The sequence below is a fragment of the Mycolicibacterium peregrinum genome (assembly GCF_001665625.1).
Classification (GTDB): domain Bacteria; phylum Actinomycetota; class Actinomycetes; order Mycobacteriales; family Mycobacteriaceae; genus Mycobacterium; species Mycobacterium peregrinum_B.
The window spans coordinates 1-26,559 of the sequence record NZ_LZSY01000005.1; the positions used below are offsets into that span (position 1 = coordinate 1).

16 protein-coding genes are annotated in these 26,559 nt (G+C 68.1%); 8 read left to right on the forward strand and 8 right to left on the reverse strand.

The features are described 5' to 3' along the window. The 5 genes from A5779_RS00325 to A5779_RS34920 form a co-directional block, all read right to left on the reverse strand. A partial coding sequence (locus tag A5779_RS00325) for an MBL fold metallo-hydrolase (RefSeq protein WP_064877848.1) occupies positions 1-1,415 on the reverse strand: 1,415 nt, incomplete at its 3' end. Positions 1,416-1,559: 144 nt separating this feature from the next. Then, positions 1,560-2,273: a sirohydrochlorin chelatase gene (locus A5779_RS00330; protein WP_064877849.1), complete on the reverse strand. Its 714-nt coding sequence runs from the start codon at positions 2,271-2,273 to the stop codon at positions 1,560-1,562. Positions 2,274-2,280: 7 nt separating this feature from the next. Continuing rightward, positions 2,281-3,006, reverse strand: coding sequence for a phosphoadenylyl-sulfate reductase (locus A5779_RS00335; protein ID WP_064877850.1), 726 nt, complete (start codon positions 3,004-3,006; stop codon positions 2,281-2,283). Positions 3,007-3,014: 8 nt separating this feature from the next. After that, a complete protein-coding gene (locus A5779_RS00340) occupies positions 3,015-4,703 on the reverse strand; it encodes a nitrite/sulfite reductase (RefSeq protein ID WP_064877851.1) in 1,689 nt (562 codons plus the stop codon). Between the two features lie 122 nt (positions 4,704-4,825). Further along, a complete protein-coding gene (locus A5779_RS34920; RefSeq protein WP_350222970.1) occupies positions 4,826-4,930 on the reverse strand; it encodes an Ms4527A family Cys-rich leader peptide in 105 nt (34 codons plus the stop codon). A gap of 93 nt (positions 4,931-5,023) precedes the next feature. Between A5779_RS34920 and hemW the strand changes: the two genes are divergently transcribed. From hemW to A5779_RS00355, 3 genes are all read left to right on the forward strand, one after another. Further along, positions 5,024-6,226 carry a radical SAM family heme chaperone HemW gene (gene hemW, locus A5779_RS00345; RefSeq protein ID WP_064877852.1) on the forward strand — a complete coding sequence of 401 codons (1,203 nt, stop codon included), beginning with the start codon at positions 5,024-5,026 and terminating at the stop codon, positions 6,224-6,226. A gap of 139 nt (positions 6,227-6,365) precedes the next feature. Continuing rightward, a complete protein-coding gene (locus A5779_RS00350) occupies positions 6,366-7,754 on the forward strand; it encodes a salicylate synthase (RefSeq protein WP_064877854.1) in 1,389 nt (462 codons plus the stop codon). Between the two features lie 240 nt (positions 7,755-7,994). Beyond that, positions 7,995-13,187, forward strand: a complete 5,193-nt coding sequence (locus A5779_RS00355; RefSeq protein ID WP_064877856.1) for a type I polyketide synthase — start codon at positions 7,995-7,997, stop codon at positions 13,185-13,187. Here the strand turns inward: A5779_RS00355 and A5779_RS00360 are convergent. From A5779_RS00360 to A5779_RS00370, 3 genes are all read right to left on the reverse strand, one after another. After that, complete coding sequence (locus A5779_RS00360) at positions 13,184-13,873, reverse strand: maleylpyruvate isomerase family mycothiol-dependent enzyme (protein ID WP_064877858.1); 690 nt, start codon at positions 13,871-13,873, stop codon at positions 13,184-13,186. The genes A5779_RS00355 and A5779_RS00360 overlap by 4 nt on opposite strands. Further along, positions 13,866-15,266 carry an NAD(P)/FAD-dependent oxidoreductase gene (locus A5779_RS00365; protein WP_064877860.1) on the reverse strand — a complete coding sequence of 467 codons (1,401 nt, stop codon included), beginning with the start codon at positions 15,264-15,266 and terminating at the stop codon, positions 13,866-13,868. The genes A5779_RS00360 and A5779_RS00365 overlap by 8 nt, the downstream gene beginning before the upstream one ends. A 134-nt stretch (positions 15,267-15,400) precedes the next feature. After that, on the reverse strand, positions 15,401-17,050 hold the full coding sequence (locus A5779_RS00370; protein ID WP_064877862.1) for a (2,3-dihydroxybenzoyl)adenylate synthase: 1,650 nt from the start codon (positions 17,048-17,050) through the stop codon (positions 15,401-15,403). A gap of 94 nt (positions 17,051-17,144) precedes the next feature. On the opposite strand from A5779_RS00370, the gene A5779_RS00375 reads away from it, so the two are divergent. The 5 genes from A5779_RS00375 (at position 17,145) to mbtD (ending at position 26,558) form a co-directional block, all read left to right on the forward strand. Further along, the gene (locus A5779_RS00375; RefSeq protein WP_064877864.1) at positions 17,145-20,666 is read left to right on the forward strand and encodes a non-ribosomal peptide synthetase; all 3,522 of its coding nucleotides are present in this window, start codon (positions 17,145-17,147) and stop codon (positions 20,664-20,666) included. A 94-nt stretch (positions 20,667-20,760) separates the two neighbouring features. After that, entirely contained in the window at positions 20,761-21,486 is a 726-nt protein-coding gene (locus tag A5779_RS00380) for an AMP-binding protein (RefSeq protein ID WP_165609721.1), read from the forward strand. Then, a complete protein-coding gene (locus A5779_RS00385; RefSeq protein ID WP_064877868.1) occupies positions 21,483-22,229 on the forward strand; it encodes a thioesterase II family protein in 747 nt (248 codons plus the stop codon). The genes A5779_RS00380 and A5779_RS00385 overlap by 4 nt, the downstream gene beginning before the upstream one ends. Beyond that, on the forward strand, positions 22,219-23,556 hold the full coding sequence (locus A5779_RS00390; RefSeq protein ID WP_064877870.1) for a beta-ketoacyl [acyl carrier protein] synthase domain-containing protein: 1,338 nt from the start codon (positions 22,219-22,221) through the stop codon (positions 23,554-23,556). The genes A5779_RS00385 and A5779_RS00390 overlap by 11 nt, the downstream gene beginning before the upstream one ends. After that, a complete protein-coding gene (gene mbtD / locus A5779_RS00395; protein ID WP_064877872.1) occupies positions 23,553-26,558 on the forward strand; it encodes a mycobactin polyketide synthase MbtD in 3,006 nt (1,001 codons plus the stop codon). Before A5779_RS00390 ends, mbtD begins: the two co-directional genes overlap by 4 nt. The last annotated feature ends 1 nt before the right edge of the window (position 26,559 follow it).

Sequence of the window (26,559 nt, forward strand, 5' to 3'; positions counted from 1 at the left end):
GGCCGTCTGAGCCGGCGCAAATCGTCTGAGAGACAGGAAAACACAACAAGTATGTCCACCCAGGCGCCGTAGCCACCCAGGATGTCGCTGACATCGGTGAAGCCGCGCTGGCGCAGCAGGCTGGCCGCCACCGAAGAGCGGTAGCCGCCGGCGCAGTAGACCACGGTCGGGCGGGTCGGATCCAATTCGCCGGTCCGGTCCGGCAGCTGGCCGACGGGGATGTTGACCGCGCCGGGGATCGTGCCCGCCTCGGTCTCGCCCGGATTGCGCACGTCGACGATCTGCAGGTCGGCCACCGAGCCGGCTCGCTCACCGAACGCGGCGGCGGTCAACCGTGAGGCGACCGTCACATCGTCTTGATGTTCGAACATGGTCCGCTCCGGGTTGTCGAGGTAACCCAGCACCCGGTCGAACCCGATGCGCGCCAGCCGGTTCTTGCCTTCGCGCTCCTCGCCCGGGTCGGTGACCAGCACGATGTCGGCGTCGGGTTTGACCACTGAGCCCGCGAACTCGGCGTAGCGCCCGGCCAGGCCGATGTTGATCGCGTTGCGCAGATGGCCCAGCGCGAAGTCCTCGGGGCTGCGGCCGTCGATCAGCATGGCCCCGTCGGCGACCGCTTCGGTGGCCTGACGGTAGTCCAGGGCCTCCGGGTTCGCCTCCTCGTCCAGCAGGGCGCGGTCCTTGCGGTTGAGGATCGCGTCGTAGACGAAGTAGCCGGGGGCGGGCGGCTGGCCTGCGGTGACCAACTCGATGAAGGACTGCTTGTCCGGTGCACGCAGCGCATAGTTGGTCTGCTTCTGCTCACCCATGGTGGACGACAGTTCGGTGGACAGGTTCTTGCCGCAGGCCGAACCCGCGCCGTGGGCCGGGAAGACCCGGGTGGCATCGGGCAGCGGTAGCAGCTTCTCGTGCAGCGAGTGGTAGAGCTTGTCGGCCAGTTCGTCTCGGGTGTAGCCGATGGAGGCCAGCAGGTCCGGCCGGCCGACATCGCCGATGAACAGGGTGTCGCCGGTCAGAACGCCGTAGGGCACGGCGTCATCGGCGTGCTCGTAGATCACGATGCTCATCGACTCTGGGGTGTGACCCGGGGTGTGGCGGAACTCCAGCACCACCTCGCCCAGTGAAATGTGTTGGCCGTCTTCGACTCCCAGGTGATCGAACTCGGGCTTGGCGACGGACGAGTACACAATCGTCGCGCCGGTGGCCTCGGCCAGTTCGAGGTGGCCGGACAGGAAGTCGGCGTGGAAGTGGGTCTCGATGACGTGGGTGATCTGCATGCCGAGCTTCTCGGCATCGGTGACGTACTCGGACACGTCGCGCTGCGGGTCGACGACGACGGCGCGCCCCGATGACTCGTCGCCGATCAGGTACGACGCATGGGACAGACAGTCCAGGTAGTACTGGATGAACTTCATTGTTCAACTCCTCGGTGGACGACTTTGTATACCTAGGGGGGTATACCGATACGTCCAAACATACCCCAAGGGGTATAGGTGTCAAGCGCATCAAAACGCCCCCGGGGCGTTCCCGGGGGCGTGATCGGTTGGAAAAGGGTGGGGTCAGGCGGCGAAGCCGGCGCTGCGCGCGGCAAGCGCCTCTTCGTAGCGATCCAGCACCGTGGCTGCCACCAGGCGGTGCGGACCAAGTGGATCGGCCATCGGAATACCTGCGGTACAAGCGAATTCGGCCACCCGATCGGTGATGCGGCCATGCGCCAGGAACCAGGGAGCGATCACCAGGCGGCGAGCGCCGCGCCGGTGTAGGCGCTCGACGGCCTCGGGCAGGGACGGGGTCTGACCTGTGGCGAACGCCACCTCGGTGCCGGCCCAGCGGGTGCCTTCGGCCAGCACGCCGGCCAGCGCGGCCGTACGTGCATTGGCGGCGGGATGGGACGAGCCCACCCCGACCAGGATCACGCCAAGATCGGCGTCGAACCGGGAAACTCCCACCGCGGTCAGCCGCTCCCGCACCACCTGCAGCAGGCGGGGATCTTCACCGAGCACATCCGCCTGGATCACCTCGGCGCCGGCGTCGGCGATCAGCTCGGGAATGTCGATTCGCGCGTGATAGGCGCTACCCAACAGCAGCGGCACCACGACGGCGCCCGGCTCGACATCCGGAAGCACCTCGGTCAGGTTGGGCGCGTTCTGTTCACAGAACGCAACCCGCACATCGGTGTCGGGCAGCAGGCGGCGCAGATGCCCGCCGATGGCGTGCGCGTTCGCCGACGAGCGCGGGTCAGCGCTGCCGTGTGCGGTGAGAACGAGCGTCACAGGTACCTCACGAGGCGTGCAGCCCGCACTCCGTCTTGGCCTGGCCGGCCCACCGGCCGCTGCGCGGATCGGCGCCCTCGGCAGGTTTGCTGGTGCACGGGGCGCATCCGATGGACGGATAGCCGTCGTAGACAAGGGGATTGACGAGGATGTCGTTGGCCTCGATGTAGGCCTGCATCTCCTCGTCGGACCAGGCGGCGATCGGGTTGATCTTCACCAGGCCGAAGGCGGCGTCCCAGCTGATCAGCGGGGCGTTGGCGCGCGTCGGGGCCTCCACCCGGCGGATGCCGGTCACCCACGCCGTGTAGCCCGCGAGTGCCTTGCCCAGCGGTTCGACCTTCCGCATGCGGCAGCAGGCCGCGGCGTCACGGGCGAACAGGTCCTTGCCGTGCAGTTCGTCCTGCTGGGCGACCGTGTTCTCCGGGCGCACGTTCACCACGTTGACGCCGTAGACCTGCTCGACGGCGTCCCGGGTGCCGATGGTCTCGGCGAAGTGATAGCCGGTGTCGAGGAACAGGACGTCGACGCCGGGGCGGACCTTCGCCGCCATCTCGACCAGTACGGCGTCCTGCATGTTGGAGGCCACGACGTAACCGGATCTACTGGCCGGCCCGCCGGCGCCCCCGAAGTGCTTGTCCGTCCAGCGCAGGAGCTCCTCGGCACTGGCGTCGCCCAATTCGGCCGTGCCCTGCTCGACCAGCTCGATCAATTCCGCTTCAGTCAATGTGCTCATCTCGCGATCTACCTCAAGTCCGCTTCGTCGGCCCGAACGGCCCACTGGGCGAAACGCTCACCGGCGTCACGTTGTTTCACGAAATTGCGGACGATCCGCTCGATGTAGTCACCGAGCTCGGTGGCCAGCACCTTGTGCTGTCGCAACTTGCGTCCGAAACCGCTGTCCAGGCCCAGGCTGCCGCCGAGGTGGACCTGGAAGCCCTCCTCCGGGCCGTCGCCGTCGTCCACCATCTGGCCCTTGAAGCCGATGTCGGCGACCTGGATCCGGGCGCACGAGTTGGGGCAGCCGTTGATGTTCACGGTGACCGGCACGTCGAGCTCGGCGTTGAGGTCGCCCAGCCGTGCCTCCAGCTCGGGCACCAGCGTCTGGGCCCGTCCGCGGGTGTCGGCGAAGCTGAGCTTGCAGTACTCGATGCCCGTGCAGGCCATCAGGTTCTGCCGCCAGTGCGACGGCTGCGACTGCAGGCCGAGCGCGTCCAGGCCGGCGCGCAGGGCATCGAGCTTCTCGTCGGGCACGTCGAGGATGATCAGCTTCTGATACGCGGTCAGGCGGGCGCGGTCCGCGCCGGCCTCTTCCATCAGATCGGCGACCTTGGTCAGGATGGTGCCCGACACGCGTCCGGCGATGGCCGAGACGCCGACGGCGTTCAGGCCGTTGCGAATCTTCTGCACGCCCACGTGGTCCACGGTGTGCGGCACCTGCTCGGGCGCGGGTCCGTCGTGGAGGGGCCGCTTCAGGTACTCGGTTTCGAGAACTTCGCGAAACTTCTCTACGCCCCAGTCCTTGATCAGGAACTTCAGCCGAGCCTTCGACCGCAGTCGGCGGTACCCGTAGTCACGGAAGATCCCGACGACTCCGGCCCACACCTCGGCGACCTCGTCCAGTGGCACCCACACGCCGACGCGTTGCGCCAGCATCGGGTTGGTCGAGAGGCCACCGCCGACCCACAGGTCCAGGCCGGGCCCGTGCTCGGGGTGGTTGACCCCGATGAACGACACGTCGTTGATCTCGTGGGCGACGTCCTGCAGACCCGAGACGGCGGTCTTGAACTTGCGGGGCAGGTTGGAGAACTCTGGGCTGCCGATGTAGCGCTCTTCGATCTCCTTGAGCGCGGGCGTCGGATCCAGCACCTCGACCAGCGAATCGCCGGCCAGCGGCGAGCCCAGCATGCCGCGCGGGCAGTCGCCACAGGCCTCCATGGTCTGCAGGCCGACCTCGTCGAGCCGGCGCCAGACCTCAGGGATGTCCTCGATGCGCAGCCAGTGGTACTGCAGGTTCTCCCGGTCGGTGATGTCGGCGCTGTCGCGGGCGAAGTCCACCGAGATCTGTCCGAGGGTGCGCACGGCCTGGGCCGACAGGGCCTTGCCGTCAGTGCGCACCCGCATCATGAAGTACTCGGCCTCGAGCAGGTCGGCGTTGTCGTCACCGGTGAAGGTGCCGTCGTAACCTTCGGTGCGCTGGGTGTACAGGCCCATCCACCGGAACCGGCCGCGCAGGTCGTCCTTGGCGATGCTGGCAAAGCCGTCACGCGAGTAGACGTTGAGGATGCGGTCCCGCACGTTGAGTGCGTCGTCTTCCTGCTTGAACTGCTCGTTGTGGTTGAGCGGGTCGCGGCTACCGAGCGCCCATTGACCCTCGTCGCGGGGTTTCTTGGCGGGCCGGTCGGCCTTGGCTGGGGCCTCGGGGGTTGTCACTGTTGAGCTCCTTCGCAAAGGAGCTGGCACTAGAACGCGCAGATCACCGGTGGCTGTCCGGCGGCGCAGATCCGGTGCCAGCTGAAACTATGGGGCGGGCGGGGTCCGAAATCAACGCATGATTAAGGCAGACAGCAACAGCTACATACGCGCTTGAAATCGACATGCCGACGAGCCACCAGCGCAATGCGGGTGGTGCTGTTGTGGGCGGCAGTCACGCCCGACATTCTGCCACGATTGTCGCCACCTGCCCTAACCGGGCCATATTTGCGCTCAGGGTGAGCAAAAGTCCGCGCTGGACAGTCTGGGAAAATCAAACCATGAGCACCCGTACCGCGCCCGTCGGTCGACCCCGGTTGGAGCGCGCTGGATCATGCTCTTCGCGCGAGCGCTCATCGGAAGACCGCGCGTTCGGCATCTATATCCACGTGCCGTTCTGCGCCACCCGGTGCGGATATTGCGACTTCAACACCTATACGGCCGCCGAGTTGGGGGGTGCCAGCCCCGACGGCTGGCTGGCCGCGCTGCGCGTCGAACTGGCCCTGGCTGCCGCCACGGTCGGGGCTGTGCCGGTGCAGACGGTGTTCGTCGGAGGCGGCACGCCTTCGCTGCTCGGCGGCCCGGGCCTGGCTGCGGTGCTGGGTGCGGTCCGGGACAATTTCGACCTGGCCGCCGACGCCGAGGTGACCACCGAGGCCAACCCGGAATCCACCTCGCCGGAGATGTTCGCGACGCTGCGCGAGGCCGGCTTTACCCGAATCTCACTCGGCATGCAGTCGGCGGCGCCGCAGGTGCTGGCCGTCCTGGACCGCACGCACTCCCCGGGGCGCGCGCCCGCGGCGGCGTTGGAAGCCCGGGCGGCTGGGTTCGAGCACGTCAACATCGACCTGATCTACGGGACACCGGGGGAGACCGACGACGATCTGCGGCGATCGATCGACGTCGCGTTGGGCGCCGGTGTCGACCACGTGTCCGCGTACTCGCTGATCGTCGAGGACGGCACCGCCCTGGCACGCCGGGTGCGCCGCGGCGAGATCGCGCGGCCCGACGACGACGTACTCGCTCGGCGCTACGAACTGCTCGACAGCCGCCTTTCGGCGGCGGGCCTGCACTGGTACGAGGTGTCGAACTGGAGCACTGAGGGCGGGGAGTGCCGGCACAACCTCGGCTACTGGGACGGTGGCGAGTGGTGGGGCGCCGGGCCGGGAGCCCACGGCTTCCTGGGCGATACCCGGTGGTGGAATGTCAAGCATCCCAATGCCTATGCGCAGGCTCTCGCTGAAAACCGCTTGCCGATAGCGGATTTCGAGGAGCTCGACGACCGTGACCGGCATGTGGAGGAAGTGATGTTGCGGGTCCGGGTGCGTGACGGCCTGCCGACGTCGCTGCTCGATGCCGACGAACTGACTCGGGCCGAAACTCTTTGTGGTGAAGGGCTTCTCCTGTCGCGTCAGGGTGCCCTCGTGCTGACGGACCGTGGCCGGTTGCTCGCGGATGGAGTCGTCCGCGACCTGCTGGGGTAGAGGGCCTCCCTGCCAGGTGTGCTGTGAACAATCTGTGAGCCAACTGTGTTCGGGTGCCTGAAGTCCATGCGAATGATGTGAACTTCGTAGTAGATACGTAGGTCTGCGCATTGGGTTAGGTGAGGCTACGCTTCGGCGAATGCTCACAACGAATGCCCAAGCCGACTGCAATGACTCGGTTGTGCCCGCCTCGTTCGAGCTGCCCTCGGGTGACAGCGTGACCGGCCCGGCCGACTGGGTCGCCGAGATCGCCCGTGCGCTCACCGATGCCGACGGTAGCGACTACCTGGTCTACGAACGCGGTAACCGGTGGCTGCTGGCATCCGGAGCGCGATGCGGGATCGAGTTGGACAGTGACGAGCTGCGACTCACCAGGGACGGCGTCGTCGTTGAAAGCCGGTCGTGGGCCGGCCGGCCCGGCGTCGCACTCGGCGAAGTGGTGGGCCGGCTGCTCGCCGATGCCGAAACCGGAATTGACGCCGCGTTCGGTTGGGTCGCATTCGAATTCGGTGCGTTCAAGTTCGGCCTCCAGGACCGCTTGGCGCCGAAGACGCCACTGGCCCGGGTGTTTGTTCCGATCACCCAGATCGAGGTCACCGCCGAGCAGGTCACCGTGCGCGGCGGCGACGGTCGCCATCGCGAGGTGGTGCGGCAGCTGATCGCCGAGGGGCTGTCGCCCGCGGGCGCTCCGCGCGCCGTCGACATCCGGCAGGACGGCAGCGCCTATCGCGACCGGGTGGCGGCCGCGATCGACGAGATCACCGGTGGCCGGTACCAGAAGGTCATCCTCTCGCGGCGTTTCGACGTGCCGTTCCGGCTCGACTTCCCGTCGACCTACCGGCTGGGCCGCAGGCACAACAACCCGGCCCGGTCATTCCTCTTGCGGCTCGGGTCACTTCGCGCGCTCGGCTACAGCCCCGAACTCGTCGCCGCCGTGCACGGGGACGGCCTTGTGGTGACCGAACCGTTGGCGGGCACCCGGGCTTTCGGTCGCGGCGCCGCCAATGATCAGGCGGCCCGCGACGACCTCGAGTCCAACTCCAAGGAAATTGTCGAGCACGCGATTTCGGTGCGGAGCTCCCTCAAGGAGATCGCCGAGGTGGCCGAGCCGGGCACGGCGACCGTCACCGACTTCATGACGATCCGTGAGCGCGGAAGTGTGCAACACCTGGGTTCCACGGTGGGCGCCCGTCTCGACCCGTCGATGGACCGCATGGACGCGCTGGAAGCGCTGTTCCCCGCGGTGACGGCCTCTGGCATCCCCAAGGCCGAAGGCGTCGACGCGATCCTCCGGCACGACGAACTGCCCCGGGGCCTGTACTCGGGCGCGGTGGCGATCTTCTCGGCCGACGGCTCCCTCGATGCCGCGCTGGCGCTGCGGGCGGCCTATGAAGCCGACGGGCACACCTGGCTGCGGGCCGGGGCCGGCATCATCGCCGAGTCCACGCCTGACCGGGAGTTCGAGGAGACCTGCGAGAAGCTTGGCACGTTGTCGCCCTACCTCGTCCCAGCAGAGGAGGCCCGCTGACATGTGAGTGAGCTAACACCTGGCCGCGGTCTCGGGCGATGTCGACGACGGTAGGCATTCCGGCCCCGCCGAACGGTAAACGTGCACGTCATCGCTACTGGGGAGCCTCCCAGTGGATTCACAGGATTGGTTCGGGGTACGACCCCTGATTCGTCGGGCGATGTGCCACTATTGTCCGCATGTCGGCACCCTATTTAGGCAAGGCTATCCAGACTTCGACCCAGTCGGAATCCTGCTGACATGGCAACCGAGGCTTCGACTCCGGAACCCATCGCTGTCATCGGGCTGGGCTGCCGCGTCGCCGGCAACGTCGCGACCCCGTCAGACTTCTGGAACTTTCTGCTGGAAGGGCGCAGCAACGTCACCGAGGTGCCCGATGAGCGATGGGAGCCGTACCTGCGGCGTGACCCGCGAAACGCCGCGGTGCTGCGCGAAGTCACGCGGCTGGGAACCTTCCTCGATGACCTGCCCGGATTCGACGCCGAGTTCTTCGGCGTCGCACCGCGCGAGGCCGAGGTCATGGACCCCCAGCAGCGGCTGGCACTGGAGGTCAGCTGGGAGGCGCTCGAACACGCCGGGGTGTCGCCGAGGGCGCTGGCCGGCAGTGACACCGCGGTGCTGATGGGCGTCAACTCCGACGACTACGGCAAGTTGATCATGGAAGACCTGCCCGGCATCGATGCCTGGACAGGCATCGGAACCTCGCTGTGCGGTATCGCCAACCGGGTGTCGCATCTGCTCGATCTCCGCGGACCGAGCGTGGCGCTGGACGCGGCGTGTGCGGCCTCGTTGGTCGCGGTGCACCAGGCATGTCAGATGCTGCGGGCCGGTGAGACATCGCTGGCACTGGCCGGTGGCGTCAGCGCGCTGATCGGCCCGGGCCTCACCCGGGTGCTGGATGAGGCCGGCGCCACCGCCCCCGACGGCCGTTGCAAGACCTTCGATGCCGCCGCCGACGGGTACGGCCGCGGCGAAGGCGCAGGCGTCGTCGTGCTCAAGCGGCTCGCGGATGCCCAGCGTGACGGTGACCGTGTGCTGGCGGTGGTGCGCGGTGGTGCCACGGCCCAGGATGGCCGCACCGTGGGCATCATGTCGCCCAACGGCGCCGCCCAGGCGGACATGTTCCGGCTCGCCTGCCGGATGTCGGGCGTCGACCCGGCCGGCGTCGGGTATATCGAGGCACACGGAACCGGAACTCCCACAGGTGATCCCACCGAGGTGGGCGCGCTTGCCGAGGTGTACGGCGTCGGGCGGACCGAGACGAACCGGTGCCGCATCGGGTCGGTCAAACCCAACATCGGCCACCTCGAAGGCGGCGCGGGTGTGATGGGTTTGATCAAAGCGGTCCTGGCGCTGCACCATGAGGCGATCCCGCCCACCGCCGGACTACGGCAACTCACCGGTGCGGTCGACTGGGCCAACAGCGGCCTGCGGGTGCCCACCGAAGTCGAGCCGTGGACCCGCACCGACACCCCACGCCAGGCTGCGGTGTGCAGCTACGGCTACGGCGGCACGATCGCGCACATCCTGCTCGAAGAGGGCCCGGCGGCTTCGGATCCTGTGGAGCGCAGTAGTTCTGGTGCGCTGATCGTCCCGATCTCCGCACGGTCCGGACCGCGACTGGCCCGCCAGGCCGAAGCGCTGGCCGACCACCTGCGGGCCGGACACCAGGACGTGGCGCCGGTGGCCGCCACCTTGTGGGCCCGGCGCAGTCACGAACCGGTCCGGGCCGCGGTCGTCGCCGAGCACCGGCATGAGTTGATCGCCGGCCTCGACGCGTTGGCCCGCGACGAATCACTTGACAACCTGGTCACCGGCGCCGTGCCGGGCGGTCAGCCTCGGGATGCGGTCTGGGTGTTCTCCGGGCACGGTTCGCACTGGGTCGGCATGGGCCGTGAATTGCTCACCGCGGAACCCACTTTCGCCCGAGTGATCGACGAGGTCGACGAGGTGTTCGGGCCTGAACTCGGGTTCTCTGCCCGGGCTGCGCTGAGCAGCGCAGACCTCGGTGGCACGGACCGGATCCAGGCTTTGACCTTCGCGATGCAGGTCGGGTTGGCGGCAGTGTTGCGCGAGCGCGGTGTGCGGCCGGCGGCGGTGATCGGGCACTCGGTCGGCGAGGTCGCGGCGTGCGTGGTCTCCGGGGTTTTCGACCTACGCCAGGGCGCAGCCGTGGCCTGCTACCGGGCGCGCGGCTTCCGCGCCGTGATGGGTTGCGGCGCGATGGCCTTGGTACGGCTGCCGTTCGACCAGGCTGAGCAGCGGCTGGCCGGCTGCACTGATGTGGTGGCGGCCATCAGTGCGTCGGCGGAATCCTGCGTCATCTCGGGTGTCACGGCAGCTGTCGAGGAGGTGTGCGAGAGCTGGGCCGAGCAGGGAGTCGTGGTGCGTCGGGTCAACACCGACGTGGCGTTCCACAGCCCCGCCATGGACGACCTGACCGGCGCCCTGGCCGAGAATGTCGCCGGACTTCGTCCGCCGCGCGAGGCGGCGATCCCGCTGTACACCACCGCGCTGGCCGATCCGCGATCCACCGCGCCGCGCGACGCCGGCTATTGGGTGCGCAACCTTCGCGGGCAGGTCCGGTTCGCCGAGGCCGTCACGGCGGCCGCCGAGGACGGACACCGGCTGTTTCTCGAAGTGTCCGCACACCCGGTGGTGTCGCACTCCGTCGTCGAAACCCTGCTGCATCTGGGTATGGACGAGCACGCCGTCATCCCGCTGCTGCGTCGTAATACGCCCGAACCTGCCGCTGTCACGACTGCCGTCGCGTCCTTGTACTGCCACGGGTCGGACGTCGAACATGATGTCGCCCAGGATGATCCGTGGGATGCCGACCTGCCGGTCACCCAGTGGCAACACCGCCGCTTCTGGCGGGTACCCACGGTGGCGTCCGGCGGGAGCGCGGTGCACGACACCAGCAGTCACACACTGTTGGGTGGACGCACCGAGGTGGCCGGTACTGTCGCCACCCGGATGTGGCAGACCCGGCTGGACTTCGACACCCGGCCCTACCCCGGGGACCACCCGGTGCAAGGCACCGAAATCGTTCCTGCCGCAGTGTTGTTGAACACATTCCTGACGGCGGCCGGCGCGGGCGCCGCATCGGGTTCAGGCGCGGGCGCCGCACTCACCGAGGTGCGGTTGCGCACGCCGGTGGCCCCGGCCCGCGCCCGCGATCTACAGGTGGTGCTGGCCGACCGCGAGCTGACCCTGGCCTCGCGATTGGCCGATGCCGCCGAGGAGCAGGACGGCGGATGGTTGACGCACAGCAGTGCGGTGGTCATGCATGCCGTCGCCGGCGAGAACGTCGAGCTGTCCATCGATCTGGCCGCGGCCCGGGCACGTTGCGCAGAGCAGTTGGCGCCGCGCCACGTGATCGACACCCTCGCCGAACTCGGGGTCGCTGCGATGGGATTCGATTGGGATATCAAGGATCTGCACCGCGGTGACGGCGAACTGCTGGCCCGGGTGAGCTCCGACTCGGACGGCGCGCAGCCCGCCACCTGGGCGTCGCTGGTGGACGCGGCGACCTCGGCCGCCTCGACGATTTTCGACGGACCGCCGCGGCTGAGGATGCCCGCCCGCATCGAGCGGGTCCAGGTCCATGCCGCGCCGCCGGCCACCGCGATGCTGTCGGTCCGGCGCCGGCCCGGGACTACCACCACCGATGTGGTGATCGCCGACGAATCCGGGTCTGTTCTGCTGTCGATCGGTGGGATGACCTTCGAGGAACTGGAGAATCCGGGGCGCGAAATGTCGGCCGCGGACACGCGCCGGATCGTGCACCGGATGGCCTGGCATTCGGTGTCGGCCCGCGACGAGAAGGCGCCCAGCGGAGTGGTGTTGGTCGGCGGCGACGTCGACCGGCTCGAAGCCGCGGTCGACGATCTGGCCGGTGCCGGGGTGCCGTACCGTGCGGTTGAAGACCCTGCCGAGCTGGACTCGATCGTCGAATTCGGCTCGTTGCCGGCAGAACTCGGGGATTCCGCGGTGGTGCTGGTGTTGCCCCGCGACGATGACTCGCCTGAGGGTGCCGTCGAACTGGTGACCAGGACACTCACGCTGCAGCAGCAACTCGGCCTGTCCGCCCGGCTGTGGGCGCTCACCGTCGGCGTCCACGAAGGCGCCAACGTGACGCACGCGCCGCTGTGGGGACTGGGTCGGGTCGCTGCCGCCGAGCATCCGCAGCTGTGGGGTGGCGTGCTGGATGTGGCCGACGGACGCCTGCCGTTGACGGCGCTGGGATCGCTGGCCGGACATGGCGTCCTGGTGGTCCGCGACGGGGTGGCCCAGGCCGCCCGCCTCGCGGCGTCGAGTTCGGTCGTCGCCACGCAGGCCAACCCGATGCAGTGCACGCCGGGCGGCACCTACCTGATCACCGGTGGCACCGGCGTGCTCGGCCTGCGGATGGCCCAGCGGCTCGCCGACCTCGGTGCCCGCCGCCTCGTGCTGCTGTCGAGGTCTGGCCTGGGGGAGCGTTCGGCCTGGGCGGGCGACCAGCAGTCAGCCGCGGTCCGGGCGGTCACCGCTTTGGAGGAGCGCGGCGTATCGGTCACCGTCGCCGCCGTCGACATCGGCGCACCCGGTTCGGCCGATGCCCTGCGGGACCTGCTGCGTCCGCTGCCGGCGGTGCGCGGGGTGATCCATGCCGCGGGTGTGGAAGCCGGTGCGCTGCTGATGAATACGACTTCCGATGAGTTCGCCACGGCCATGCATCCCAAGGTGCACGGCACGCTGGTGCTGCACGAGGTTTTCCCGCCGGAACAACTCGACTGGATGGTGCTGTTCTCCTCCTGCGGTTATCTGGCAGGCTTCCCCGGCCAGGGTGCGTACGGCTGTGCCAACTCGTTCCTCGACGGGATGGCCCGGCACCGGCGTGGACTCGGGGACCGCACCACTGCGGTTGCCTGGACCGCGTGGCGCGGGCTGGGCATGGGCTCGGCCTCGGAATTCGTGGCCACCCAGCTCGATGCGCTCGGTATGGGGATGGTCGGCGCCGACGACGCGATCCGTGCCCTCGATCTGGCGATGTGTGAAGACACCGCCAACGTTGTGGTGCTGCCGGTCCTACCGGCTGCCGCCGCGGTACCGATTCTGGTGGACGTGGCGCCTGAGGAGGAACCCGACGATGACTCGTCGCCGTCCACCGCGGGGGAGTACGACCCCGAACAGCTCGCCGCCCACGTATTGACCGCGGTGGCAGGCCAATTGGGACTGTCGGAGAACGACGTGAACGTCGACCTGCCGTTGGTGGAGCTGGGCGTCGACTCGATCATGACGGTGCGGCTACGCCGCCAGCTGGAGAAGCAGACCGGGCTGTCGCTACCGCCGACCCTGCTGTGGGAGCACCCCACCGCAGCGGCAGTCACCGCCAGGATCATCGAGCTGATGGCCCCGGCGGTGGAATGCGAAGTTCGGGCCGGGGGCTAGTCAGCGGGCGCCTCGGCTGGTGGAATCGGCTGGTCGTCGTGGCGTGGGCCGAAGAATCCGAAGCTCTCGATCATCTGCTCGGAGGGCTCAGGTGTCCATTCCCACGCGGCGATCTGGCGCTGGGAGCGGCGGCTGAAGGAGGCTCGAAGCAATTCGTAGCCGTCGGTGTGCAACCGCGTGGCCGGCTGCCCTGAACCGCAATTCCATTGCCGGCCCCGCTCGTCGTGAATGAGCAGAGTTGTGGAGTGCCGGAGCCGTCTTCCGAGGTACAGCATCAATGCCTCCAGGAACGGCTGCCAATGTTCACGGTCCACCCGAGGAAGCCCCAGCGCTTCATGTAGGTCTGCCTCGTGACAGATCGCGTCCGCGGCCAGGTTGGGTCCGAAGATCTGGTCGTCTGTCAGGAGAGCGTCAGCTGCCGGACCGACGCGATCCCATTCGGCGAGAAGTTCGTCGATCGGCTTGTGCCGGCGTTCCTCGACGTGGCGCGCCGTCCATTGGTCGCTTGTCACCCTGTCCAACCGTCCGCTGGCCGCGTCGGCAGCACCTCCGACCAGATGTGCCAACAACTCGTGCACTGTCCAGCGTGGCGTGGCGGGTACGAGCATCAGACGTTGTTCGTCGTTCAGCGTGACGGCAAGCTCGCTCAGCCGGCCGCGGACCGCGCGATAGGTCTGCTCAAGCATTGCCGGCGTCCTGTCTCATCGGTGAGCACTTCGTCGGGCCGTCCGGCCGCTTCCGGTGCGGATGGCGCAGGTTGGACAGCAGGATCCGCACGAACAGGGCCGGGTCCTGAAGGCTCGTAGGTGGATCGATCAGGCCGCGGACGCGAAAGATCCGTTCGGCCACGACGATGTCGTTGGTCGCGGCTTTCAACGCTGCGTGTTGGGCCCAGCTGCGCAACCTCTTCCCAGTGGTCCGCTTTGTGCTCGTGGACGTCGGCTGATCGTTTGCCCGGTTCTCCGTCCACACCGGCTCGATCTGTTCGGCGGCCAGCCGGTAGAACCGGCGAGGCAGATCGGCATGGCCGGCACGCAGGCAGTCACGGAGCGCCAGCGCCTGCAGAGCGGCCATCGTCATGCCTTGTCCGTACAGCGGATTGAGGTTGCACAAGGCGTCACCGACTACCACCAGGCCGGCGGGCAGGCGCGGCATCCGGTCATAGCGTCGCCAGGCGGCGGAGGTGCTGCGGGAAATCGAGACCTGCCCGACGGGCGTGGCGTCGCGTAGTCCGGCCATGATCGTCTCGGGCAACATCTGCTCGGCCGCTTCCAACATCGCGGTGAAATCGGTTGCGGGGGTGCCGCACCCGTCCGGGCAGGTGATCGCAAGCATCCAGGCGTCGTCTTCGTAGGCCACCAGCAACAATCCGGGTGACCTGCTGCCTCGGTTGACGAACGCCATCCGATCGCCGATGCGTCCGGGCGGGACGTGGATCAACTGGCTGGAGTAGCCGCCGACCGAAGGCACGTGAACTTCGGGTGTCGAGCCGAATCCGTGACTCTCCAGGAAACGCGTAGTACGTGCGGCACGTCCCGTCGCGTCGATCACCAGGTCTGCAGCTAACGAGGTGGCGATACCGTTGTTGTGGTTGATGATTCGTGCACCGGTGACGGTGTCGTCCGTGATCACCGGTTCGACCACCTCGTGGTTGTCGAGGATGGTGACACTGTCGAGCGCGGCAACCCGTCGGCGAATGTGAAACTCCATGAAGGGGCGGCTGGCCTGATAGGCGGCCAGTGCTCTCGGATCACTCAGCCGTCCTGCCGGCCTGACGTCATAGCCCGCCGCGTGCACGTAGATCCGCGACAGGTCATCGCCGTCGTCGACAACGGCCCCGGCGGCTGCAAGTTCCGCCAAGAGTCCGGGGAAGAGCTCCCCGAGTACCTGGGTACCGCGACTGAGAAAGTTGTGCAGATGGCGCCCCTGTGGCACACCTTTGCGCAGTTCTGGGTGATCAGGCAGCGTGTCCCGCTCGATCAGTGTCACCGAGGCGTAGAACTCTGCCAGCGCCCGAGCGGTCAGCAGGCCGGCGATGCCTGCCCCCAGAACCACGGCATGTGAACGCGATTCGGCCATGACGGTCCCCTCCGTTCCGAGCGCAGATGCGACATCGGCCCCCTGGTACGAGAACCGAGCCTACCTCAACTCTAAGAAAAGTAAGGGAAAATTATGAAAACATTAAGATGAAGTGTGCCGAGTGTGGCCAGGCCTCACTCGGTGATCGCGGCGATGAGTTTCTTCTTGTCGACCTTGCCTACGGCGGTGGTGGGCAGGGTCGGCATGGGGACCAGTACATCGGGCCGGGCATGGGCGGACGCGCCACGCTGGTCGAGGAACTCGTTCAGCTCAACCAGGTTGATCGGTGCGCCCTTGAAAACCACAGCGGCACAGATTTTCTCGCCCAGGTAGTCATCGGGCAATGCCACTGCCGCCGCCGCATACACCGCGGGGTGGGTCAGCAGGTGATCCTCGAGATCAGTGGCCGACACCGTCTCGCCGCCACGGTGGATGACATCCTTGATCCGGCCGGTCACCTCGACGTAGCCCGCCCGAGGGCCATCGGTGAAGATCCGGACGCGATCGCCGGTTCGAAAGAAACCGTCGGGGCTGAAGGACCGGGCATTGGCTTCCTCGGCCCGGTAGTAGCCGTTGAGTGTGTACGGTCCGCGAACCAGAAGTTCGCCCTCCTGACCGGGGGGAACCTCATGGCCGTCCTCGTCGACCACCCGCATCTCGTCGTGCGGCGACATCGGCCGGCCCTGGGTGTTCTCCACCACGTCCGCCGGATCGCCGGGGCGGGTGAAATTCAGCATGCCTTCGGCCATTCCGAAGATCTGCTGCAGTCCCGGGCTCAGGCCTTCGTGGATGAAACGGGCTTCCTCCGGGGACATCCGCGAGCCACCCACCTGGACCACGCGCAACGAGGTGGGTAGTACCGGTTCCCAGTCGCAGGCCTGGGTCCACAGCTTGGCCAGGGCGTTGACGAGGCCGGTCACCGTGACGCCGTGGGCGTTGATCAGGGCGAAGGCCGATTCGGGGCTGGGGTCGTCGGTGTAGACCGTCGTCGCGCCGACCGTCATCGAGCCGAGCAGGCCAGGGCAGGCGAACGGGAAGTTGTGGCCGGCGGGCAAGACCGCCAGATAGACGTCGTCATGGACCATTTCGCAGGCGTGGGCGCAGGCCGCGGCGTTGTAGAGATAGTCGTCATGGGTGCGGGGGATGAGCTTCGGCAGCCCGGTAGTTCCGCCGGATACCAGCAGGACCGCAGGGCCACTGGTGTCGACGGTGATGCTCGGTGGTCCTGGGGCGTCGAAATCCTTGAGTGCGGACCAGGATTGGAAGGAGCCAGGGTCCCCGTCGACGAGGACGTGGTGCAGCCGGGGGTGTTCGGAAACGAGTTGGGTGGCCAGCTCGCGGTAGTCGAATCCCGCGATGACGTCGGGAATCACGAGTCCGACGGCGCCGCTGACGTCGGCGAAGTGACCCAGCTCGGCCGACCGGTGGCCGGGCAGACACAGCACCGGGACCGTCCCGGCGCGAAGCAAACCGAAAGCGGCGACCGCGAATTCGCGAGAGTTCGGCAGCTGCACCAGGATGCGGTCGCCCGCTTTGATGCCCTGGGCCGCGAGCGCGGCACCGACACGGTCGGCGAGAGCGTCCAGTTCGGCAAAGGTGTAGGTGCCAGAGGCGTCGACCACGGCCGGCTTGTCTGGCCAGTGCTGCGCGGCCTCGCGCAGGATGCTGTCCAGTGCTTTGCCCTGCCAGTAGCCGGCCTGGCGGTACACCTCGGCACGGTCCACGGGGAATCGCGTGAATCCGTTTGCCAGTTCGTCCTGTTCACGGTCAAAACCGGTGGTCATAGGTGTTCTGGCTCCCGTCGGGTGAGTGTGTCGGCAGATCGAATATAGGGTAACCTCCACTAAGTTAGGGCAGCCTTTACTAATTGTTCGGAGGATGGTGAGCGTGGTGGCGACGAGTTCCCAGACGGTCCGCGACGAGGTCGCCGAACTCCTGGGGGTCAGCCCCGACGCCGTCGATCCCGACGCCGACCTGATTGCCTCCGGGCTCGATTCGATCCGGATGATGTCGTTGTCCGGTCGCTGGCGTAAGCAGGGCATCAACGTCGGATTCGCGGCCCTGGCAGCCAATCCCACCGTCGCCGCCTGGATCGAACTGGTCGCCGAGCACACTTCTGACACGCCCGCCGAAGCGCCTGCCCCGGACATCGCCGATGCCGAGGGCGACACCTTCCCACTCGCCCCGATCCAGCACGCCTTCTGGGTGGGCCGCAACCAGGACCAGCAACTGGGTGGTGTCGGCGCGCATCTGTACGTCGAGTTCGACGGAGCCGGAGTCGATCCGCTGCGACTTCGGGTCGCCGCGGAGAAACTGGCCGCGCGGCATCCGATGCTGCGGGTCGAGATCCTGCCCGACGGTACCCAGCGGATCGGTGATCGCCCGCTGCCGGTCACCGTCTACGAACTGCAGGATCTGGATGAGGCTGCAGCACAAGCACAATTGGAGCTCATCAGGGAATCCAAGTCCCACCAGATGCTGCACGACGAGGTGCTCCAGCTGAGTCTGTCGCTGCTGCCAGGTGGGCGTACCCGGCTGCACGTGGACATGGACATGCAGGCCGCCGATGCGGTGAGCTATCGCAACTTCATGGCTGATCTGGCCGCGTTCTATCGCGGCGCCGACCTGCCGGAGTTGGGCTATACCTACCGCGAATACCGCGCACGCCTGACCGCCACGGTTCCGCCGCCGTCGGAGCAGGACCGGCAGTGGTGGGCCGATCGGGTACCCGATCTGCCGGATCCGCCTGCGCTGCCACTGGTTCCGCTGTCCGATCAGCGCAACCCGCACCGCAGCATCCGGCTCTGGGAAACCCTCGACGTGCCGACCCGCGACGCACTGTTCGCGGCGGCGCAGCGGCGCGGCATCACCCCCGCGATGGCGGTCGGGGCGTCGTACGCCAACGCGCTGGCACGCTGGTCGACGCAGTCCAGGTTCCTGCTCAACCTGCCGATGTTCGGCAGGGAGCCGTATCACCCCGACGTGGACAAGCTGGTCGGTGACTTCACGTCCTCGCTGTTGCTCGACATCGACCTGACCGGGGCAGATACCGCGGCGGCCCGGGCCAGGGTGGTGCAGGAGACGCTGCACGCCACCGCCGCACATTCCTCGGTGTCCGGGCTCGATGTGCTGCGTGACGTGAGCCGCCACCGCGGCAGCCAGACCCTGGCCACCATCGTCTACACGAGCGCGCTCGGCCTGGGCGACCTTTTCGCCGGTGACGTCACCGACCACTTCGGGGTACCGGTGTGGACCATCTCGCAGGGACCCCAGGTGCTCATCGATGCTCAGGCGACCCCGCTCGCCGAAGGCCTGATGATCAACTGGGACGTCCGGACCGAGGCCTTCCGGCCTGGCGTTGCCGAGGCCATGTTCGCCTACCACCTGGCCGAACTGCGCCGCCTGGCCGCCGATGATGCCGCCTGGGATGCGGCCGATCCGCCCGCGGCCTCCGAGTCTCAACGCCGGGTGCGGGCTGAGCTGAACGCGTCGACGTCGACTCCCAGTGGCGATGTGCTGCACTCGGGGTTTCTGGCCAACGCTGCGGCGACCCCCAACGCGCCCGCGGTGTTCTGCAGCGCCGGGAACCTCAGTTACGGCGAACTGCACGACAGGGTGCTGGCGGTGGCGGCTGCGCTGCAGTCGCGCGGGGTGTGCCACGGTGAGGTGGTCGCGGTGCTGGGGCCCAAGAGCGTCGAACAGGTCGTCGCGCTGCTGGCCATCTCGATGGTCGGCGCCGCGTACCTGCCGATCGGGGTCGATCAGCCCGCCGATCGGGCCGCGCGCATCCTGCGCACCGGTGGGGTGGACTTCGCCCTGGTCTGCGGCTCAGGGCCCGACCATCCGGACTTGCCGCACCTGTCGGTGACTGACGCCGAGATCATCGGTGACCCAGCGCATTTCGAGCCGGTGGCGACGAATCCGGACGACTTGGCGTACGTGTTGTTCACGTCGGGCTCGACCGGTGAGCCCAAGGGTGTCGAGATCACTCACGACGCGGCGATGAACACCATCGAGTTCATCAACCACCACTTCGACATCGGCCCGGCCGACCGGTGCCTGGCGCTGTCGCACCTGGAGTGCGACCTGTCGGTGATCGACGTCTACGGGACGCTGCGTTCGGGTGGCTCGCTGGTGGTCGTCGACGAGGAACAGCGCCGTGATCCAGACGTCTGGGTCAGGCTGATCGACGAACACCGGGTGACGGTGCTGCACTTCCTGACAGGTTGGCTCGAGATGCTGGTAGCCGCCCGTGAAACGAACACTGACGGGGCATCCTTGTCCTCATTGCGGGTGGTGCCCACCGGCGGCGACTGGGTGCGTCCGGACCTGGTGCGGGCGCTGCGCGCCGCGGCGCCGCGGGTGCGCTTCGCCGGACTCGGCGGGGCCACCGAGACCGCGACGCACAACACGATCTTCGAAGTCGGATTCGACGACGACGCCCTGCCGTCGCACTGGACCTCGGTGCCGTTCGGTGTGCCGCTGACGAACAACTGCTGCCGTGTGGTCGACGCGCGGGGTGAGGACTGCCCTGACTGGGTCCCCGGCGAACTGTGGGTCGGCGGGCGCGGTATCGCCCGTGGCTACCGCGGTCGGCCCGACCTCACCGCCGAACGTTTCGTCGAGCACGACGGGCGCCGCTGGTACCGCACCGGGGACCTGGTGCGGTCCTGGCCCGACGGCACGCTGGAGTTCGTCGGCCGGGCCGACCACCGGATCAAGGTCAGCGGATTCCGGATCGAACTGGGCGAGGTCGAGGGCGCACTGTGCCGCGTTCCGGGGGTGGACGCGGCGGTGGCGGTGCTGGTCCCGGTCGAGGGCGGTCACGACCTGCTGGGCGCGGTGGTGCGGGCGGACCAGCCGGGTGGCGATGCGGAAGCGGCCGCTCAGGCCATCTCCACAGCGATGGCCGAGCTGGTGCCCGCGCACATGATCCCGCAGGTGCTGCTGGTCGCCGATGAGATTCCCTATGCCCGCGGCAAGACCGACCGCGCCGCAGCGGTTCGGATGCTCGCCGCACTCGGCGCTCCGGAGAGCCGGGGCTACCGGGCGCCGTCGGGTCCGCTGGAAACGGCCCTCTGCGCGATCGTCGGCGAGGTTCTCGGGCAGTCCGGGGTCGGTGTCGACGACGATTTCTTCGCCCTCGGCGGGGACTCGGTGCTGGGTACGCAGCTGGTGGCGCGGATCAGGGACTGGCTGGATACCTCGACGGTGATGGTCGCCGACGTCTTCGCCGCCCGAACCGTGGCGAAGATGGCCGCCGTGCTGGTGAGCCGGGAATCCGGCTCGGACCGGCTGCAGCTGGTGTCCGAGCTGTATCTCGAGGTCACGGGCATGGACAGCGCCGATGTGGCGTCCGAGTTGGCACGCACGTCCCCAGAACTCGCGTTCGGCAACTAAGGTTAGAGTTACTTCAGTTAGGGCAGGCTTTGCTTATCGTCAGGAGGTCGTTGTGGACGCGGTGAGTCGCACGACTACGCAGACCATGCACGCAGTGGCGACAGAACCGCTGCACCAGGGGTTCTTCACGCATGCGCAGGGTGCCCCCGACGACATCGCGGTGGTCGGCCCGACCACCCGCTGGACCTACGGGCAGCTGCGTGAGCAGGCGCTTTCGGTGTCCGGAGCGCTCGCGGTGGCCGGCGTACGCGTCGGCGACCGGGTCGCGGTCGTGGGGTCCACCGGCCTGGACACGGTGATCGCCTCACTGGGAATCCTGGCGGCCGGCGGCGTCTGTGTCCCGATCGACACTGCTGACCCGGCCGAGCCGGTGCTGGAGCACACGGGCGTGCGGATGGCTCTGTTCACCGGGGACGGACCGCCCAACTGGCTGCCGGCGCTCACCGTCGCCGAGGCGCTGCGGATCGGGGCCCGCGCGAGCGGTGTCACCCCGGTGCGTTCCGCGCCCGGTGACCCCGCGTTCCTGGGCTCGGTCGACGAGTCGGGGTATGCGGTCGTGACCCACGCTGCTGCTCACGACGCCGTGGTGGAGCTCACCGCCCGGCTCGGTGTTCACGGCGATGACCGCATCGGTGTGTTCTCGGCTGCCGGCGCCGCGGCTCCGATCCTGATGATGCTGGTGGCACTGACCGCAGGCGCAGGCATCGTCGTTGCCGACGATGCAGCGCGCCGCAACCCCGAGCGGGGGATGAACGGCTTCGCCCTCGCTGTGCGGCATCGGGATGCGGTGGCCGCTCTCGACACCGCTGTGCCGTCGTGAGCGGGCCGGATACCCAGATCACCGTCAAGCCCTGGGTCAAGCGTTATCCAGGGTCCCAAAGTTCAACAGCCACACTGGTTTTCCCGCATGCCGGGGGAGCGGCCGTGGCCTACCGGGGATTCGGAACGGCACTGGCTGCGGCCGGCTCCGATGCCTATGTCATGCAATACCCGCAGCGCGGCGACCGCCTGTCGCATCCGGCGGCGCCCACGGTAGAAGATCTCGCCAAGGATCTCTTCGATGCCGGCGACTGGGCCGGAATCGGGTCGCTCCGGTTGTTCGGACACTGCATGGGCGCCGTGGTGGCCTTCGAATTCGCCCGGATCGCCGAACGCAACGGCGTGGCGATCGACGCCCTGTGGGTGTCGGCCAGCGAGGCGCCGTCGGCCGTGGCCGCCGCGCCCGCGCTGCCGATGGCCGAATCCGAGATCATCGCTGAGATGGTCGATCTCGGCGGTACCGACGAGGCGCTGCTCGCTGACGACGACTTCGTCGAACTACTGCTGATGGCGGTGCGGGCCGACTACAGCGCCTTCAACCGCTATGCGTGCGACGCCGACGTGACTATCGCCGCGGACATCTACGCACTGGGCGGAGAGAGCGACCACCGCATCGGTGAAGACATGTTGCGGCGCTGGGAAACCCACACCACCGGTGCCTACACCTGCTCGATGTTCGACGGCGGGCATTTCTACCTCAACACCCAACTCGAGGACGTGGCGGAGCTGGTGAATGAGCTCTAGCCGCCAGCTTCCGGGGCCTGACAGCAGTGATCCGGTGGTGATCGTGGGGATGGCCCTCGAGGCGCCGGGCGGGATCGAAACTGCTGACGACTACTGGTCGCTGCTGACAGAGCAGCGCGAAGCCCTCGGCCGATTTCCCGCCGACCGCGGTTGGTCAGTTCGCGAACTGTTCGACGGCTCGCGCCGTGACGGGTTCAAGCGTATCCATGACCTGGGCGGATTCCTCTCCAGCGCAGCGACATTCGACCCCGCCTTCTTCGGGATCTCGCCGCGTGAGGCGGTGGCGATGGATCCGCAGCAACGCATCGGGCTGCGGATCGCGTGGCGTGCGCTGGAGAACAGCGGCATCAACCCCGATGATCTCGCCGGGCACGACGTGGGTTGCTACGTCGGTGCATCGGGTCTGGAGTACGGGCCGGCGCTGTCGGAGTTCTCCCATCACAGCGGACATCTGATCACCGGTACCTCGCTGGGTGTCATCTCCGGCCGGATCGCCTACACGCTGGATCTGTGCGGTCCGGCACTCACCATCGACACCTCGTGCTCGTCGGCGTTGGCGGCGTTCCACACCGCCGTGGCCGCGGTCCGCGCCGGCGACTGCGACATGGCGCTGACCGGCGGGGTCTGCGTGATGGGTACCCCCGGGTACTTCGTGGAGTTCTCCAAGCAGCACGCATTGTCCGACGACGGACACTGCCGGCCGTACAGCGCACACGCCAGTGGCACGGTCTGGGCGGAAGGGGCGGCGATGTTCGTCCTGCAACGCAAATCGGCGGCCGTACGCGACAGTCGGCGAATCCTGGCCGAGGTGCGCGCCACCGCGGTGAACCAGGACGGTCGGACCACCGGTCTGACCGCGCCCAGCGGCGCCGCACAGCAGCGGTTGTTCGCCAAGGCGATCGAGCAGGCCGCCGTGCGTCCGGAGGACGTCGGCATGATCGAGGGCCACGGCACCGGAACCCGACTCGGCGACCGGACCGAATTACGTTCGTTGGCACAGACTTACGGCGCCACGGAGCCCGGATCCGGCGCGTTGTTGGGCTCGGTGAAATCCAACGTCGGGCACTCCCAGGCGGCGGCAGGCGGGCTCGGTCTGGCGAAGGTGATCCTGGCGGCCGAGCGTGCGGCCATCCCGGCCACCCTGCACGCCGATGAGGTCAGCCGCGAGATCGACTGGGACAGCCAAGGTCTGCGGCTGGCGACCAAGCTCACCCAATGGCCCGCGGTCAACGGTCAGCGCATAGGCGCGGTCTCGGCCTTCGGCATGAGCGGCACCAACGCGCATGCGATCGTCGCGGTTCCCGAGGTCCCAGGGGCCGCAGCATGACCGAAGGCCACTCTCTTCCCGACGGGCGCACAGCTGTCCTGCTCAGTGCACACGCCGAGGAACTGATCGGAACCGACGCCGCGGCCATCCTGCGCTATCTCGACACCCGTGCCGAGGTGAGTGCGGACGACGTCGCCGCCACCCTGCGGTCCACCCGGCGCCTGCGCCGCCACCGCGCTGTGGTCCGGGCCGTCGACCGCGATGAACTCACCGCGGGTCTGCGTGCGTTGGCCGATGGCGCGGACCACCCGCTGGTCACCCGCGCGCAAGCGGGGTCACCGGGATCGGGTTCGGGCGCCCGCATCGCCTTCGTGTTCCCCGGCCAGGGCAGTCAGTGGCCGTCGATGGGCGTGCAGGCCTACGAGCGGCTTCCTGTTTATCGGGCCGAGGTCGACAGATGTGCCGCGCAGTTCCAGGCTGCCGGCGCCGCGTCACCGCTGGATTATCTTCTGGCCGAGCCGGATTCGGCTGCGGTCACCAATGATTTCTCCCAGGTGCAGATCCAGGGCGCTCAGTTCGTCCACGGTGTGGCGTTGGCCCGGGTGTGGCGGTCCTGCGGTGTGCTGCCCGATATCACCGTCGGTCACAGTCTCGGCGAGATCGGCGCTGCCTACGTGGCCGGCACCATCACCCTGCCCGACGCAGTGGCCGTGGTGATCGCCCGCGCGACCGTGTTGGACCGCTTGACCGGGCCCTACCGCGTCGCGGTCCTCGGAATCACACCCGAGGAAGCCTCGAAGGTGATCGCCGAAACCCCGGGTTGGCTGGAACTGTCGGTGGTGAACTCCCGCTCATCGGTGGCGGTGTCGGGGGAGACCGGCGCGGTGGCCGCAGCGGTGGCGACAGTGGCCGGGCGCGGAGCATTCGCCAAAGAGATCGAGATGTGGTTCCCGGCGCACACCACTGCGCTGGACGGGTCGCGGGGCGAGCTCGAATCACTGCTTCCCTCTGCAGGATTCACTGAGTCACCGGTGCAGTTCATCGGCTCGGCCACCGCCGACGTGGTGGCGGCCGGAACCGGATTCACCGACTACTGGTACACCAACCTGCGCAGCACGGTGCGCTTCGACCGCGCCATCGAGATGGCCGCGCGGCGCGGCGCCCGGATCTTCGTCGAACTCTCCGCACATCCGGCGCTGTTGTTCGCCATGGGCGATCTGCTCGACGACGCGGCCGAACTCACCGGCGGGCCGGTGGTGATGGTGGGATCGGGCCGGCGCGACGAACCGGTCACCGACCGGCTCAGCGCCAACATCGTCTCCGTCGCGATGGCCGATGCCGGCTACCGCTGGAGCGATCTCCCGAACCATGCCGCCGAGTCGCTGCGCGACTTCCCGTTCGCGCCGATGCGCGCCGAACACCTCTGGGCCACAACACAACCGCTACCGCCGGTCGCAGGCTTGACGGTCGGCGTCGAGCATTGGCAGAACCACGGCCTCCCCGCCACGCCTGCCGGACAGCGCCGGATCGCGGTGCTCGATCTGGCCGCCGGACAGGGGCCCGCCGCCACGCTGCAACGTGCAGCCGAGGAGATGGACGCAACCACCGTTGTCGCCCCCGCCGACGCCGACCTGCTGGTCGTGGTCGCGCCGGTATCTGAGCACGACGATGCGGTGGCGGCGGCAGAATCCCTGAGCCGCCGCGTCGACGACGGGCTACTGGGTTATGTCGGGGCGATCACGCCGGAGACCCGCGATGTATGGCTGGTCACCGTCGGTGGTGAATCCACCGGCGACGGATCGCAGCGCCCACGGCCCGAGGCCGCCGCATTGGCGGCGATGCACCGTAGCCTGAGCTACGAACATCCGGACCCGACTTTCCGCCACCTGGATCTGGCCGAATCGGCGATCGACCCCGCCGCCGCGGTGACAGCGATCACCGCAATGCTGACCGATGCCGAGGACATCGCCCTGCGGGGCAACGGTTCCGCAATCGAGGTCTGGCACCGTGGGATGCGCGATGACACCTCCGACGCCCGGACCTGGACCGCCGAATCGGGGGTGTTCGACGAGGTGGTCATCACCGGTGGAGCCGGCGCGGTGGGCCTGCACTATGCCCGTCACCTGGCCGGGCAGGGGGCCCGGCGCATCGTGCTGCTCAGCCGCAGCGGCCTCGATGACACGCAACTAGCCGCGCTTTCCGCCCCCGGCACCGAGATCGTCGCTCCTCGTTGCGATCTGACCGACCCGGCGCAGATCGCCGCGACGGTCGCAGAACTGGCGGTCGGCCCGGCATCACTGGTGATCCACGCGGCCGCGTCCGCCACGATCGCCGCCGGCGACGAGCTGACCGGTGCAACGGTGCGGGATACCTTTGCGGCCAAAGTGAGCGGGCTGGCCAACCTGGCCGCGGCCTGGCCGATGCAACCGGATGCCCGGATCGTGTTGTGCTCCTCGGTGTCCGGCCTGTGGGGCGGGTACGGCCATGCCGCCTACTCTGCGGCCAACCGGCTGCTCGACGCCCTCGGTGCGCAGCTGCGCGAACACGGTCGGCGCTGCACCTCGGTGCGATGGGGACTGTGGCCGGGAGACGGCATCATCGATTCCGGTGAGATCAGCCGGGTCGAGCGGTCGGGCCTGCGAGCCATGGCGCCCGACCGTGCAGTGGAGGCCGGGCTGCGGGATTACCCGGCCGATCCACTGGTGTTCACCGCCGACGCGGAACGACTGCGGACCTTCCTCGGTGCGGCGGCCCAACCCGAACCGGTTGTCGTGACTGCCGAGGCTCCGCTCGACGACGCCGCCGAGGCGGCCGACGCCACAGGCGCGATGCGGATCGCGCTCGGTGCGGTGTTGAAGCTCGACGACACCACCGGACTGGATCTCGGCGCGTCGCTGCTGGATCTCGGTGTCGACTCGCTGCTGGCGATCGACCTACGTAAGAAGCTCAAGAAGGCCACCGGCCGTGCCGTGCCGCTGGCCACCATCCTCGGTGGCGCCACCGCTGCCGAAGTGATCGAGCATTTGGAAAGACCTGAAAAGGAAGCATTTTCGCGTGACTGAC